This is a genomic window from Bacillus sp. PS196 (genome assembly GCF_037963555.1).
Lineage (GTDB): Bacteria > Bacillota > Bacilli > Bacillales > Bacillaceae > Bacillus > Bacillus subtilis.
The window spans coordinates 1,641,459-1,656,032 of record NZ_CP150159.1 but is presented as its reverse complement, the minus strand read 5'-3'; the positions used below and the strand labels follow the sequence as shown (position 1 = coordinate 1,656,032).

Annotated in this window: 13 protein-coding genes; 1 reads left to right on the top strand and 12 read right to left on the bottom strand. The window is 44.9% G+C overall.

The window, feature by feature from the left end; genetic code table 11:
* Nucleotides 1-13 precede the first annotated feature (13 nt).
* The 12 genes from smc to NST79_RS08690 all read right to left on the bottom strand — a co-directional run bounded on the left by smc (nt 14) and on the right by NST79_RS08690 (nt 14,070).
* Nucleotides 14-3,574: a chromosome segregation protein SMC gene (gene smc / locus NST79_RS08745; RefSeq protein ID WP_015252105.1), complete on the bottom strand. Its 3,561-nt coding sequence runs from the start codon at nt 3,572-3,574 to the stop codon at nt 14-16.
* A gap of 100 nt (nt 3,575-3,674) precedes the next feature.
* Nucleotides 3,675-4,424 carry a ribonuclease III gene (gene rncS / locus NST79_RS08740; protein WP_003232030.1) on the bottom strand — a complete coding sequence of 250 codons (750 nt, stop codon included), beginning with the start codon at nt 4,422-4,424 and terminating at the stop codon, nt 3,675-3,677.
* A gap of 139 nt (nt 4,425-4,563) precedes the next feature.
* Nucleotides 4,564-4,797 carry an acyl carrier protein gene (gene acpP, locus NST79_RS08735; protein WP_003154310.1) on the bottom strand — a complete coding sequence of 78 codons (234 nt, stop codon included), beginning with the start codon at nt 4,795-4,797 and terminating at the stop codon, nt 4,564-4,566.
* A gap of 83 nt (nt 4,798-4,880) precedes the next feature.
* Entirely contained in the window at nt 4,881-5,621 is a 741-nt protein-coding gene (gene fabG / locus NST79_RS08730) for a 3-oxoacyl-[acyl-carrier-protein] reductase (RefSeq protein ID WP_042975760.1), read from the bottom strand.
* Nucleotides 5,614-6,567: an ACP S-malonyltransferase gene (fabD, locus tag NST79_RS08725; RefSeq protein WP_015383644.1), complete on the bottom strand. Its 954-nt coding sequence runs from the start codon at nt 6,565-6,567 to the stop codon at nt 5,614-5,616. The genes fabG and fabD overlap by 8 nt, the downstream gene beginning before the upstream one ends.
* An 18-nt stretch (nt 6,568-6,585) precedes the next feature.
* Nucleotides 6,586-7,587 carry a phosphate acyltransferase PlsX gene (gene plsX / locus NST79_RS08720; protein ID WP_003232041.1) on the bottom strand — a complete coding sequence of 334 codons (1,002 nt, stop codon included), beginning with the start codon at nt 7,585-7,587 and terminating at the stop codon, nt 6,586-6,588.
* A 13-nt stretch (nt 7,588-7,600) separates the two neighbouring features.
* Nucleotides 7,601-8,167 carry a transcription factor FapR gene (fapR, locus tag NST79_RS08715; protein ID WP_003232044.1) on the bottom strand — a complete coding sequence of 189 codons (567 nt, stop codon included), beginning with the start codon at nt 8,165-8,167 and terminating at the stop codon, nt 7,601-7,603.
* Nucleotides 8,168-8,275: 108 nt separating this feature from the next.
* Nucleotides 8,276-10,324 carry an ATP-dependent DNA helicase RecG gene (gene recG, locus NST79_RS08710; RefSeq protein ID WP_212060488.1) on the bottom strand — a complete coding sequence of 683 codons (2,049 nt, stop codon included), beginning with the start codon at nt 10,322-10,324 and terminating at the stop codon, nt 8,276-8,278.
* Nucleotides 10,302-11,204 carry an L-serine ammonia-lyase, iron-sulfur-dependent, subunit alpha gene (gene sdaAA / locus NST79_RS08705; RefSeq protein ID WP_003232049.1) on the bottom strand — a complete coding sequence of 301 codons (903 nt, stop codon included), beginning with the start codon at nt 11,202-11,204 and terminating at the stop codon, nt 10,302-10,304. Before sdaAA ends, recG begins: the two co-directional genes overlap by 23 nt.
* Before the next feature lie 25 nt (nt 11,205-11,229).
* The gene (gene sdaAB, locus NST79_RS08700; protein ID WP_003232050.1) at nt 11,230-11,892 is read right to left on the bottom strand and encodes an L-serine ammonia-lyase, iron-sulfur-dependent subunit beta; all 663 of its coding nucleotides are present in this window, start codon (nt 11,890-11,892) and stop codon (nt 11,230-11,232) included.
* A 138-nt stretch (nt 11,893-12,030) separates the two neighbouring features.
* Nucleotides 12,031-13,692 carry a DAK2 domain-containing protein gene (locus tag NST79_RS08695; RefSeq protein WP_212060490.1) on the bottom strand — a complete coding sequence of 554 codons (1,662 nt, stop codon included), beginning with the start codon at nt 13,690-13,692 and terminating at the stop codon, nt 12,031-12,033.
* A 15-nt stretch (nt 13,693-13,707) separates the two neighbouring features.
* Nucleotides 13,708-14,070: an Asp23/Gls24 family envelope stress response protein gene (locus NST79_RS08690; RefSeq protein ID WP_003232054.1), complete on the bottom strand. Its 363-nt coding sequence runs from the start codon at nt 14,068-14,070 to the stop codon at nt 13,708-13,710.
* Nucleotides 14,071-14,346: 276 nt separating this feature from the next.
* On the opposite strand from NST79_RS08690, the gene rpmB reads away from it, so the two are divergent.
* The gene (gene rpmB / locus NST79_RS08685; protein ID WP_003221548.1) at nt 14,347-14,535 is read left to right on the top strand and encodes a 50S ribosomal protein L28; all 189 of its coding nucleotides are present in this window, start codon (nt 14,347-14,349) and stop codon (nt 14,533-14,535) included.
* Nucleotides 14,536-14,574: the final 39 nt, after the last annotated feature.

Genomic DNA, 14,574 nt, shown 5'->3' with positions numbered 1-14,574 from the left:
ACCTCTTTCCTCGTTACTGAACGAATTCTTTTGTTTCTTCCAGCTTAACGGAGATTACCTTGGAAACACCGGATTCCTGCATGGTTACGCCATAAAGCACATCCGCTTCCTCCATCGTTCCTTTTCTGTGGGTAATCACAATAAACTGGGTATCACTGCTGTATTTTTTTAAATACTGCGCAAACCGGAACACATTCGCTTCGTCGAGCGCAGCCTCTACTTCGTCAAGGACGCAAAACGGCACTGGACGAACCTTTAGGATTGAGAATAAGAGCGCTATAGCAGTAAGCGCACGCTCTCCGCCTGACAGGAGGTTTAAGTTTTGCAGCTTTTTCCCCGGCGGCTGAGCGATAATCTCGACTCCTGAATGAAGCAGATCGTTAGGATCGGTGAGCCTCAGTTCAGCTCGCCCTCCTCCGAATAAGGAGCGAAAAACTTGATCAAAGTGTGAGCGGATTTGAACGAATGTGTCGTTAAAGCGCTTCGTCATTTCTTCATCCATTTCTTCAATCACTTGGAACAAGGTATTTTTCGCTTCTGTTAAATCTTCTTTTTGTTCCGACAGAAACTTGTACCGTTCGTTGACCCTCTCAAACTCATCTATGCTTCCGAGGTTCACGGTACCCAGCTCTTCAATTGCGAGTTTAATCAGCTTCACGCGCTTTCTGGCTTCCTCTGGATCAGTTTCAAGCTGATATTTCTCTTTTGCCCCCTCAAAGGACAAGCTGTATTCCTCCCGTAAATATTGGAGTAAATTATCAAGCTCGACTTCCATTCGTCCGAGTTTGACTTCTTCGTCTTTTAAGAGCGTTGTTTTTTGTTTATACAGGCGTTTCATTTCTTTCAGCTCACGCTCATACGTATCAAGCCCATGCTGAAGCTTGATGCGCTGATCGCGCCTTAATGCAATCAGTTCGATCGTTTTCGTTTTGTCACTCAATTTATGTTTTGCTGCTTCTTCCAGCTTTTCTTCGCCGCTGGTGCTAGATGACATCTCTGACGTTAAGAAGCTTAAGTCTTCTTTTGCTTCTTTTAACGCAATCTCTGTTTCAGTGAGCTCTTTCTTTAATCTGGCAAGGTTGTCCTCTTCCCCCTTGCATGCCTGCTCTTTTTTGGCCGCAGCGATCTTCAGCTCAGTAAGCTCGTTGGAAAGAGACTCTTTCGTTGAGGATTGCGTTTGTTTTTGTTTTGTCAGTTTGTCTATGTCCTCTTCAAGCTGTTTCATCTTTTCAGATACGGCAGAGAGCTCTTCTTCAAGCTTGCGTTTGCGCGCTTTTTTCTCTTCATCGCTTTCTGACAGAGCAGATTTTTCTTGGTCATAGAGCTCTAAATGGGTATTGATATTTTTCTCGGCAACTTGAAGTTCGTACAGCTGGCCTTTCACATCCTGCTGCTTTAACCTTAAGCCTTCCCCGGTTTCTCTTAAGTCAGCCAGTTTTTTCTCCATATCCTGAATGGATTGTTTAAGGGTTTTGACCTCTTGTTCAAGCAGAGCTGTTTTCTCTTCCATTTCAGCGAGCCGTTTCGTCACATCTTCTAGCTCCCGGCTTCTTCCGAGGAGGGAGTTATTTTTCTTTTTAACCGCGCCGCCCGTCATTGAACCACCGGGGTTCACAACATCTCCCTCAAGGGTTACGATGCGGTACCGGTGCCCGAGAAGCTTCGCAAGCTCGTTTGCACCCTTTAAGTCCTCTGTGATCAGAACGGTTCCAAGAAGATTCTGGATGACGCTTCGATACGCAGGATCAAATGTGACAAGTTCACTTGCAACCCCGAGAAATGATGAATGCCGGGCGGCTGTTTCCGCGTCACGGCTTTGAAGCTGGCGGTCTCTAATAACAGAAAGAGGCAGAAACGTCGCCCGGCCGAAGGAATTCTGCTTTAAATATTGAATCGCTTTTCGGGCAGATTGTTCATCGTCGGTCACGACGTGTTGAGCAGAAGCGCCGAGCGCTATTTCAATGGCCGTTTCATACTTCTGTTCTGTAGAAATCAGCTCAAGAACCGCTCCGCGAATTCCGCCAAGGCGCTCTTTCGCTTTCAGCACTTCTTTAACACCTTGATAAAAGCCGGAGAAATCTCCCTGCATCGTCTCAAGCATGTCCTTTTTTGATCTCGCTTGCTGAACGTATTGGTATGCCTGATACAGAGCGGATTCATTTTTTTCGTATTGGCGCTTTTTCTGCTCATATTTTGTCTGCATATCACGATATGCACCGACTTGACTGTGAATCTCCTGCTCAATTCGGGCAAATTCCGTTTCACATGCGGCTTTACGCGCAGAAATATCACGCCGTTCCTGCAGGTGCTTTTCATTGTTGTCCGCGAGTCTCTGCAATGTGACAGCGGATTGGGACATCTGGTCATCAAGAAGCTGGAGTTCGTTGCGTATCGAAGCCTGGCTGTTTAACAGCTCAAAATAATCACTTTTCAGCTGCTCGATTTTCTCTTCGACATTTTCATTGTGAAGACTGAGAGCCTGCTGTTTTTCTTTTACTTGCGCCCTTAACTGCTTCACCTCAGCCTGAAGCGTTTCGAAGACAGCTTCCTGCTTCGAAAGCTCTTCTTTCAGAACCGTTTCTTTTTGCTGGAACTGAACGATGGCTTCTTCAAGCTGTTCTTGGTTTTGCACAGCGTTTTTCTTTCGTTCTTTCAGGACTTCTTTACGGCCTTCAAGCTTTTCCAGCTCTTCACTAGTTACCAGTAAAACTTGCTGGAGCTCATCTACTGACTCATCAAGCGCTTGTATTTTGTCCCTTGTATCCTCAATCTTTGCTTCTTTCGCAGAAATAGCAGACGATTCAGCAAGCTCTTCTTCTTTTGCCATCTGCACTTTCTCTTTAAGAGTCGACCATTTACCATGCAGCTCTTCGATATCATAGGCAGTCAGCGCAATTTCAACATGCTCCAGCTCTTTCTTTTTCTCAAGGTAGTCTTTCGCTATTGAAGCTTGAATTTTAAGAGGTTCAACCTGCCCTTCAAGCTCATGTAATATATCTTCTACCCGATTTAGATTGTCCTGTGTCTCAAACAGTTTATTTTCTGCTTTTTTCTTTCTCGTTTTATATTTAAGCACCCCGGCCGCTTCTTCAAAGATACTGCGGCGATCCTCCGCTTTACTGCTCAGGATCTCTTCCACTTTCCCTTGGCTGATAATAGAAAATGCTTCTTTACCAAGCCCAGAGTCCATAAATAAATCAATAATATCTTTCAAGCGGCATGGCTGATTGTTAATCAGAAACTCACTCTCACCTGATCTGTACACACGTCTTGTGACACTCACCTCGTGGAAGTCAATTGGCAAGAAATGATCATCATTATCAAGAGTAAGCGTAACTTCAGCTAGATTTAATCGCTTTCTTGAATCACTCCCGGCAAAAATGATGTCTTCCATTTTTCCGCCGCGAAGAGAGCGTGCCGATTGTTCGCCGAGAACCCAGCGAATGGCATCCGTGATGTTGCTTTTTCCGCTTCCGTTCGGCCCGACAACTGCTGTCACGCCTTTAACGAAGTCTACGGAAATCCGTTCTGCAAATGATTTAAATCCTATAACGTCTAAACGTTTGAGGAACATAGCGATCCTCCTTATGTAATAAGTATTTCAATTCTATCATAAACATTGGTCAAATAAGACGGCATACATACTGAAATCCCCCTGAGTCATAAGGGGGATTTTATTGTTTCGTATGGTGTTTTTGCAATTTAGCTAAAGCTTCCTGAGCAGCGTGCTGTTCGGCTTCTTTCTTTGAACGGCCGTTTCCGACTCCGAGTGGTTCACCTTTTAGAGATACGATGGCTTCAAATTCACGGTTGTGCGCAGGTCCTTTTTCGTTGGAGATTTTATACTCCAGAGAGCCTTTGCCGTCCCGCTGCACGTATTCCTGCAGCTGGCTTTTGAAATCCATCACATGAGAAAAAGCACCATCGTTAATTTTAGGGAACACATAAACTTTTAAGAAACTTTCGACCGGCTCTAATCCTTGGTCAAGGTACAAGGCTCCGATAAATGCCTCAAAAACATCCGCCAATAGAGCAGGACGCTTTCTTCCGCCTGTCATTTCCTCGCCTTTACCCAACAGGACAAGATCGCCGAATGACAGCTCGTGAGCCAATGAAACGAGAGACGGTTCGCAAACAATTGCGGCTCTCAATTTCGTCAAATCTCCTTCACTCATAGCCGGGTATTTGGCAAATAAGAATCTGGAGATCGTCAGTTCCAAAACAGCGTCACCTAAAAATTCAAGCCTTTCATTATCTTCATACGGCTTTTTCCGATGCTCATTCACATAAGATGAATGTGTAAATGCTTGATACAAAAGCTTTTCATTTTGAAAGTGAACCGAAATCCGTTCTTGAAACTCTTTAAATTGTTCTACTTTTTTATAGAACTTTTTTTTATCTTTATAATGTGAGTGTTTTGACATAGTAACCTCCATAGGCACATCAGGTTCACCGCGCTTCTCTGACTAAACCGGATACAGCGCGCGTAAAAGCGGCATGCTGTAATAACTGCACGAATAAAGGGCTAAAGCCCCGCATTTCGGCGGGACTTTTAGCATCAGCTTATTGCTGGTTTTGTATGTAGTTCACAGCGTCGCCGACTGTTGCAATCTTTTCAGCATCTTCGTCAGAAATCTCCATATCAAACTCGTCTTCAAGTTCCATAACAAGCTCAACTACATCTAGGGAATCAGCACCTAAGTCTTCCTTGAAAGAAGCTTCAAGTTTGACGTCTGCTTCATCAACGCCAAGGCGATCTACGATGATTTTCGTTACACGCTCTAATGTGTCTGCCATAGCAATTCACCTCCCCTCAAGTATTATAGTGGATTCGTTTTTAAAAAACTAGAGAAACTACGATGAAATTTTCGAGAAAAAACTTACATCACCATTCCGCCGTCAATATGAAGCGTTTGGCCTGTCATATAACGAGCTCCCTCTGAAGCTAGGAACGTGACAACACTGCTGACATCGCTAGGATCACCAAAGCGCGCGAGCGGAATTTGTTTCAGCATTTCGTCTTGAACGTCTTTTGCAAGCTTATCTGTCATATCAGTTGAGATAAATCCTGGCGCTATTGCGTTTACCGTAATATTTCGGCTGGCGAGCTCTTTAGCAGAAGATTTGGTTAAACCGATGACGCCGGCTTTTGCAGCCACGTAGTTGGCTTGTCCAGGGTTTCCGCTGACGCCGACGATAGACGATACGTTAATAATCCGGCCTGAACGCTGTTTCATCATTTGTCTTGTAACAGCTTTTGTGCAGTTGAAAACACCCTTCAGGTTAATGTTAATGACATCATCCCATTCATCTTCTTTCATTCTCATGATGAGATTGTCTCTTGTAATTCCCGCATTATTAACCAGAATGTCAATCGTAGAAAAAACAGACAATGTTTCTTTTATCATGTTTTGTACATCTTCGGGATTTGATACATCCGCTTTGACAGCAATTGCTTTTCTGCCCATTGATTTGATTTCATCAACCACTTCATTTGCTTTCGCTTCATTGCCGGAGTAGTTCACGACAACATTTGCTCCGCTTTTTGCCAGATCAAGGGCGATTGAGCGGCCGATTCCGCGGGATGCGCCAGTGACAATAGCCGTTTTATCATTAAGCATTATCATTCTCCTCCTTAAGCGTTTGAATTGCCAGCTCGATCGTTTCCGGATCTGATACAGCAATTGTTTTTAACCGTCTATTCACTTTTTTCACAAGGCCTGAAAGCACTTTTCCGGGACCGATTTCAATAAAAGTCGTAACACCCTCTGCGATCAGCTTGTTAATGCTTTCCTCAAAACGAACCGGAGAGTAAAGCTGCTCAATAAGTTTTTCTTTGATATCTGCTTTTTCAGTCATCACGTCAGCAGAAACATTTGAGATGACCGGAACGTCAGCGTCTTTTATGTCACAGGCGTCCAATACCTCTTTCAGCTTTTCAGCAGCCGGTTTCATCAGTTCAGAATGGAACGGACCGCTTACTTCAAGCGGAATTGCGCGTTTTGCGCCGTTCTCTTTTGCCAGTTCAGATGCAAGCTCGACCCCTTTAGCTGTTCCGGAAATGACGATTTGGCCAGGACAGTTGAGATTCGCAAGCTGTACAAGGTTGCCTTCCTCTGTGACTTTATCGGTTACTTGCTTTAATGCTTCAGCATCCATGCCGAGAATCGCAGCCATTGCTCCTTCGCCAGCCGGCACCGCTTCATTCATAAACTCTCCGCGCTTTCTGACGGTATAAACAGCATCTTTGAAAGACAGAGCGCCAGCCGCAACCAGTGCAGAATATTCACCAAGGCTGTGTCCTGCTGTGAAATCAGGTGTAATGCCAGATTCTTTAAATTTCTCAAGAACAGCGATGCTTGTCGTAAGCAAAGCAGGCTGCGCATTGTATGTAAGTGTTAATTCTTCAGCAGCACCCTCAAAAATAAGCGAGCTGAGTTTTGTTTCTAATGTTTCATCGGCTTCATCAAACAGACGCTTTGCAGCAGGCACCTGCTCATAAAGCTCTTTTCCCATGCCGATAAATTGTGATCCCTGACCCGGGAATAAAAATGCAATCTTACTCATGATGTAAAAACCTCCAGACTACTCATCTGTTTTTTCTTCTTTCACTTCTTCCTGAATGAGCGCAGCCACATTTTGGCTGACCATCTCTCTTGCTTGCCGAATCGCATGGAATACAGCATTTGAATCTGAAGAGCCGTGCGCCTTGATCACAGGCGCTTTTAAGCCAAAAAGACTTGCTCCGCCATAATTCGAATACTCCATTTTCATTTTCATTTCTTTCAATTTTGGCTTCAGCACAGCTGCTGCAAGCTTGGATGTCAAAGTAGACGTCATTACGTCTCTCATCATTTTAAAAATAGACAACGCAGAGCCTTCCAGCGTTTTGAGTGTAACATTCCCGGTAAAGCCGTCTGTTACTACAACGTCCGCCACATCATCTAAAAGGTCTCGCGCTTCCACGTTTCCGATAAAATTGATGTTTGCTGTTTCTTTTAAAATTTGAAACGTCTGCTTCGTCAGTTCGTTTCCTTTTTTATCTTCTGTTCCGACATTTAAAAGTCCGACTCTCGGTGAAGTGACACCGCGCACTTGCTGAGAATAAACAGAACCCATGATGGCATATTGAACGAGGTGCTCCGGTTTGGCATCGACATTGGCGCCGACATCAAGGAGAAGAAATCCGTCTCCCGAAACAGTCGGAAGTGTCGGGGCAAGCGCCGGACGGTCAATTCCTTTAATTCTTCCGACAATAAAGAGACCGGCTGTCATTAATGCACCGGTATTTCCCGCTGAAATGCAGGCGTCAGCTCTGTTTTCCGCAACCTCCTGCGCCATAAGAACCATAGATGAGTTCTTTTTTCTTCGCACGGCACGGACAGGTTCATCCGTAGGCTCAATCACTTCATCTGCGTGCAGCACCGTGATGCGATCTGATGTAGTTGTTAAATGTGATTCTATCGTTGTTTTGTCACCGACAAGTGTGATATGGAGATCATCAAATGCCTCTATACCTTTTATAACTCCGTCAATAACAGCTTTGGGAGCGTGGTCTCCTCCCATTGCATCTACAGCTATTCTCATGCATGCTCCACCTTTATGAATGTTTTGAACGATACATGTCAAAGCGTCCAGAAAAAACAATTTCTTCGCCAACGTAGCTGTTCACTTCGACAACCGTTCTTCCTTTTTCTTTTTCGACAGCCGTCACTTTCGCTTTTGCTACGACACGTTCACCCTGCTTTACCTGTCTTGTAAAGCGGATGTCTGCACTTGCAGTCAGCGCCAGCTCGTCATCAATGACTGCAACGGCCAAAGAATTCGCCTGTGCAAATAAATGGTGTCCTCTCGCAATCTGATTCCGGCTGAACACGTGCTCCTGTTTTATTTCTAAAATGGATATCGCCTGATCATCCAGCTCAAGGTCAATAATTTCTCCGATAACTTCATCAAGTGACAGAGACTTCACTTCGTCCTCAAGTGTTTTCTCTGCCACGTTCTTAATTCTTTCTCTCAGTTCAGGTATGGAAAGCTCTAAGCGGTCCAAACGTATCGTCTGGATGCTCACCCCGAATTTACCCGCTAATTCTTCATCTGTAATAAAGGGGGTTGCTTGAATCGTCTGCTGAAGTAATTCCTGGCGTTCTCTCTTATTTCTTCTCATATCTAAACACCATCCGGACAATTAAGACTAGGTACTAATAGTAGTATATAATTTCATAGATTGGAATGCAACGATTGTTTCTGGCTGAACACCAAAAACTTCTGATACTCAGCTTAATTTTTCCCCGTCCATTACTCCGCTCTTCAGCAATTCATCTCTTAACACAGCGTATTCCGGCTCCTTCCAGAACGCGTCAGAAGCCACAAGATTCGCAGCATCCTGCCTTGCCGTTTCAAGCGCTCTGTAATCATGAACCATGTCCGCCACTTTAAATTCCGGCATTCCGCTTTGTTTTTTCCCGAAGAAATCACCGGGACCTCTCAGTTCCAGATCCTTTTCAGACAGCTCGAAACCGTCATTGGTCTCCGACATGATCCTCATCCGTTCTTTCCCTGTTTCTGATTTTGGATCAGCCATCAGAATACAGAAAGATTGATGCTCACCCCGTCCAACACGGCCGCGCAGCTGGTGAAGCTGTGATAGCCCGAAACGGTCGGCGTCATAAATCACCATAATTGTTGCATTCGGAACATTCACGCCAACCTCCACAACAGTGGTTGATACGAGAATTTGACAGTGATTTGCGCTGAATTCTCTCATGACCTGGTCTTTTTCATCGGAATGCAGCTTTCCATGCATAAGGCCGACATTCCATTTCCCCCGAAAAATATCAGAAAGCAGATTGTACACGTCAATGGCGTTTTGCACATCAAGCTTGTCTGATTCTTCAATCAGCGGACAGATGATATAAGCCTGCCTGCCTTGCTTTAATTCTTTTTCGACAAATGCCAATATACGATCCAGCATGTCATGTTTTACCCAATAGGTTTCGATTCTCTTTCGTCCAGCCGGCATCTCATCGATGACAGATACATCCATTTCACCGAACACTGTGATCGCTAACGTTCTTGGGATTGGAGTGGCTGTCATAAAGAGAACATCGGGATCCTGCCCTTTGTTCCGAAGCTTTTTGCGCTGCTCAACTCCAAATCTGTGCTGTTCATCAGTAATAACGAGACTCAGCGCCTTAAACTCCACCTCGTCTTGGATTAAAGCGTGGGTTCCTACAAGAATATCAATCTCACCCGCCGCAAGACGCTCAAGCAGTTCTTTTCGCCGCTTCCCTTTAACAGAGCTTGTCAAAAGAGCAACGCTGACGTCCCATTTTTCAAATAGCGAAACGAGCGAATCAGCATGCTGCTCGGCCAGAATTTCTGTCGGCACCATGAGCGCTCCTTGGTATCCGGATAGGATCGCGGCATACAGTGCAATGGCGGCGACTGCCGTTTTTCCTGATCCAACGTCCCCTTGAAGAAGACGGTTCATTCTGTATGGAGAAGACATGTCTGCTGTTATTTCGCGAAGAACGCGTGACTGGGCGTTTGTGAGGGGAAACGGGAGGCTTTTGATAAATCTCATGAGTTCTTCGTTTGAAAAACGCTGCCGTATCCCTTGTGTCTGCTCTCTTTCCGCCTTTCGGAACGCCTGCATTTTCAACTGAAACAACAAAAATTCTTCATAAACAAACCGCCGTCTGGCAAGCTTTAATGCTTCCCTTGTTTCAGGCTGGTGCATTGCTTTTAACGCTTGATAATAGTCAGGCAGTTTATAGCTTTTTCTTAGCTTTTCCGGAAGAGGATCAGGAAGTGAGTCTGCATATTGGGTCAGCGCCTGCTGAATAAACCGCCTCATCATTTTGACGGTAACATTTTCTTTCACAGAATACACTGGTTCAATGCTTTTGTCTTCTTGATGCGGCCCGTTTTTCAACTCCTGAACAGAGATGGTTTGGCGGTGCTTGTCCCATTTACCTGAAACCGTCACCACAGAGCCGAGCGAAAGCTGCTTCTTCAAATAAGGCCGGTTAAAACATACGGCTGTAATTAAATAGTGGCCGACCAGAAGCCTGAATGTCAGCCTGTTTCGTTTTTTTCCGTAATAGGTAAGAGAAGGCTCTGAATGAACCTTCCCTTCAACTGTGACTCTTTCATCATGCTTTACTTCTTCTAAATCCCTCAGCTCGTAGTCATCATAGCGATAAGGGAAATAATTCAGAAGATCAGAAATGTCATAAATACCGAGTTCATTCAATGTTTTTTCTGTTTCCGGCCCAATACCCTTAATGTTAGCTATACTAGTTTGCTGATGTTGTTTCACGTGAACCTAGCGCTCCTCCGAAAATTTTTTTCTCTAATTCTCTTCCTGTCGGTGTTGCCGCTAAACCGCCCTGGCCTGTTTCTCTAAGTGCAGTTGGCATCGTTTGGCCTATTTTATACATGGCATCGATAACCTCATCACATGGAATACGGCTTGTAATGCCCGCCAATGCCATATCAGCGGCAATCATCGCATTTGACGCGCCCATCGCATTCCGTTTCACGCAAGGCACCTCAACAAGCCCTGCAACAGGGTCGCACACGAGGCCTAGCATATTTTTTAATGTAATGGCCATGGCTTCCGCGCTTTGTTCGGGTGTTCCTCCTGCCATTTCAACAATGGCCGCAGCCGCCATACCTGAAGCTGATCCAACCTCTGCCTGACATCCTCCGGCGGCGCCGGAAATGCTTGCGTTATTGGCCACGACAAATCCGAAAGCCCCGGCTGTAAACAAAAAGCGGATCATTTGTTCTCTTGTTGGATTCAGCTTTTCTTTTACAGCAAATAACGTACCGGGCACCACACCGGCAGAACCTGCAGTCGGTGTCGCACAGATGGTTCCCATGGCTGCATTTACTTCATTTGTTGCAACGGCTTTCGATACAGCATCTAAAATCAGCGGGCCAGACAGGCTTTTTCCTGATCGAATATAGGCCTGCAATTTAACGGCATCTCCGCCTGTTAAGCCCGTTTGGCTCGTAACTCCCTCGAGTCCTTTCTGAACCGCCGCTTCCATAACAGACAGGTTATGATCCATCTGCTGAAAAATGTCCTCTTTTGTTTTTTCTGTTACTTCCATCTCTTGAGCTATCATCACATCAGAGATCAATATTTGTTTTTCTTTAGTAATCTCAATTAATTCTTTTACATTACGAAACATAACTGGCTCCTCCTGACCCTTTTCGCTAGTCAGCAATCTTTGTCACTTGAATAATATTCGGCAGTTTCGACAGCTCGTCGAGAATGTGGTCGTCAATATTTTGGTCGACCTCTATTGTCATCAGCGCAAGCTGGCCGATATCTTTCCGGGCTACTTCCATATGTCCTACGTTGATTGAAAATTTCGCCAGAACATTGGCAACACCGGCAATTGTGCCAAACTTGTCATTATGAACAACTAATATGGCCGGATGATTTCCTGACAGCCGGAGCTCAAAACCATTCAATTCTGTGATTTCAATCTTTCCTCCGCCAATCGAAATACCCGTCAGTTCAAGCTCACCCTTTTCATCAGAAATGGTGATTTTTGCTGTGTTCGGATGGACCGGGACTGCGTCTTCTACCCGAAACTCTATATCAATTCCTTTAGCTTCTGCAATTTGTATAGCGGTTTTAATCCGTTCATCGAATGTATCAAAATCAAGCAATCCGCCGATAATCGCGACATCTGTGCCGTGGCCCTTATACGTTTCCGCAAACGAGCCGTAAAAAGATACAATGATGCGCTCAGGCTCTCTGCCAAATAAACTTCTGGCCACTCTCCCGATTCTAGCAGCTCCCGCTGTATGAGAGCTGGACGGACCGATCATAACCGGGCCGATAATATCAAAAACGCTTCTGTATTTCATGCTATTCCTCCTTATGAACCAGAGCTTATTAGCGCTTTGCTTCTAGACTAATTGATCAGATATAAAATGGCAAGCGGGCGCGTTACAGCGCTGCCGCACTTAAAAGCAGACATAAGAATAGAAGGGCAAATTGCCCTTCTATTCTGCAGAAACTATATACGAATACAGAGGCTGTTTCCCATTGTGGATCTCAACCTCAATCTCCTCGTACTTTTCACTGAGAAACGCTTCAAGCTGCTCAGCTTCTTCCTGAGACGCATCCTCACCATATAGAATGGTCACGATTTCATCATCTTCTCCGATCATTTCTGACAGCAGCATTTTCGCGGCTGACAGCTGATTTTCAGAAGTGCCGATAATCGTTCCATTCAGAATGCCCATAAAGTCGCCTTTTTTAATATCTTTACCGTCAATATGAGTATCTCTGACTGAGAACGTCACCTGTCCGCTTTTTACTTGCTGAATGGCGCTTAGCATATTGGCCTCGTTCGCTTCAGCTTCTTGATCCGGGTTAAAAGCCAGCAGGGCTGACATCCCTTGCGGAACCGTTTTAGCAGGAATGACAAAAACCTGTTCATCCACTACGCTGGCCGCTTGGTTAGCAGCCATGATAATGTTGGAGTTGTTAGGCAGGATAAATACCGTATCTGCATATACAGACTTCACGGCATCAACAATATCCTCAGTGCTTGGGTTCATGGTCTGGCCGCCTTCAATCACAACAGAAGCGCCAATGCTTTTGAATAGGTCTGAAATTCCTTCTCCCATCGCTACAGTCACAATGCCATACGGCTGTTTTGCCGGCGGTATTTCGTTGTCTGCAGGTTTGCTTTCTTGACTGATGATAGAGGTATGCTGTTCTCTCATATTTTCTATTTTTATTTTGATCAATTCACCGTAATGCTGGGCGTAGTTTAACACGTTTCCCGGCTCTTCAGCATGAATATGAACCTTCGCCAGCGATTCATCCGCAATCACAAGCAGAGAATCTCCGAACTGGCTGAGGTCTTGCCTGAACGTACCTTCGTCGAACTCTCTTTTTGTCTGATCAAGCCTAACCATCACTTCGGTACAGAATCCAAATTCAATATCTTCGGTATTCATCATGCTTTGCGCGCTCTTGTGATGCTCCGCGCTGACCATGTCGTCAAGTGACGGAAGAACTGCTTTCTGAGGTACAGTTTCACCTTTTAATGAAGCAAGGAAACCTTCATACACACAAAGCAGGCCTTTGCCCCCGCTATCGACAACTCCTACTTCCTTTAGGACAGGTAGCAATTCAGGGGTGCGGTTTAAAGACACCTCTGCTTCTTCTGTCACTGCAATCATCAGCGCAGTGATATCGGTTTCTTTTTCTGCTAAGATCATCGCTTTTTTTGCAGCGTCTTTTGCAACTGTTAAAATGGTGCCCTCTACAGGTTTCATGACAGCTTTATACGCCATGTCTACACCTGCTTGCAGCGCAGCGGCAAACTCAAGTGCATTAATTTCTTTTTTCGTTTCAATGCTTTTGCTAAATCCGCGGAACAATTGGGATAGGATAACTCCTGAATTTCCGCGTGCTCCCATGAGCAGCCCTTTAGATAACGCGGAACCCACCTTCCCGATATCATCCGTATCCATTTGTTCAACTTCTCTTGCTCCGGAAGTCATCGACAGGTTCATATTTGTTCCCGTATCACCGTCCGGCACCGGAAACACGTTCAGTGCATCAACTGCACTGGCATTTTGAGACAGATTCTGCGCTCCCGCAAGAATCATCTCGGCAAAGGTTCTGCCGTTTAATGTTCTGATAGACAATCCTACTCCTCCTAACTACGGGTTCGTCACTCGTACGCCTTGGACATAAATATTGACAGAGTCCACTGCCAGTCCGATGGTTTGATTTACTGTGTACTTTACTTTTGTTTGGACATTATGTGCCACTTCAGAAATTTTCGTGCCGTAGCTGACAATGATATACATGTCGATATGTATCTGTTCTCCTTCTTGGCGAACTTGGACACCCCTGCTGAAATTCTCTTTCCGAAGGATTTCAGTCAGTCCGTCTTTAATCTGGTTTTTAGAGGCCATGCCGACAATGCCGTAACAGTCAACCGCCGCGCCTCCTGCAACCATCGCGATGACTTCATTAGATATATCAATCTGTCCGTACTTCGTTCTTAATTCAATGGACACACTAGTTCCTCCTTCGAATGCATAGAGTTACAGCTATTCTACTATATGGTTTCCATTATGAAAAGACCAGGCAATAATCGCTGGCCGTACCTCTACATATACTATAGCGCTGCTGTTTCCGCAAGATGTCAAGTGAATTTTCTTGAAAGATGATGAAACAATAGTTGCAAACGTTTTTTAGCTGTGGTAAATTATTTAAAGTATCCATATCGAAAGCATCTAAGATTATATGAATGTTAAAAAGTAGATGTTTTGTGCAAGTGAGGAGGGAAACAAATGGCACGTAAATGCGTTATCACAGGTAAAAAAACAACAGCTGGGAATAACCGTTCTCACGCAATGAACGCTTCTAAGCGCACTTGGGGCGCGAATCTTCAAAAGGTTCGTATCCTTGTGAACGGAAAACCTAAAAAAGTATATGTATCTGCTCGAGCTTTGAAATCCGGTAAAGTTGAGCGTGTATAACAAAATGAACGCCTGCCCCGATATGTGGCAGGCGTTTTT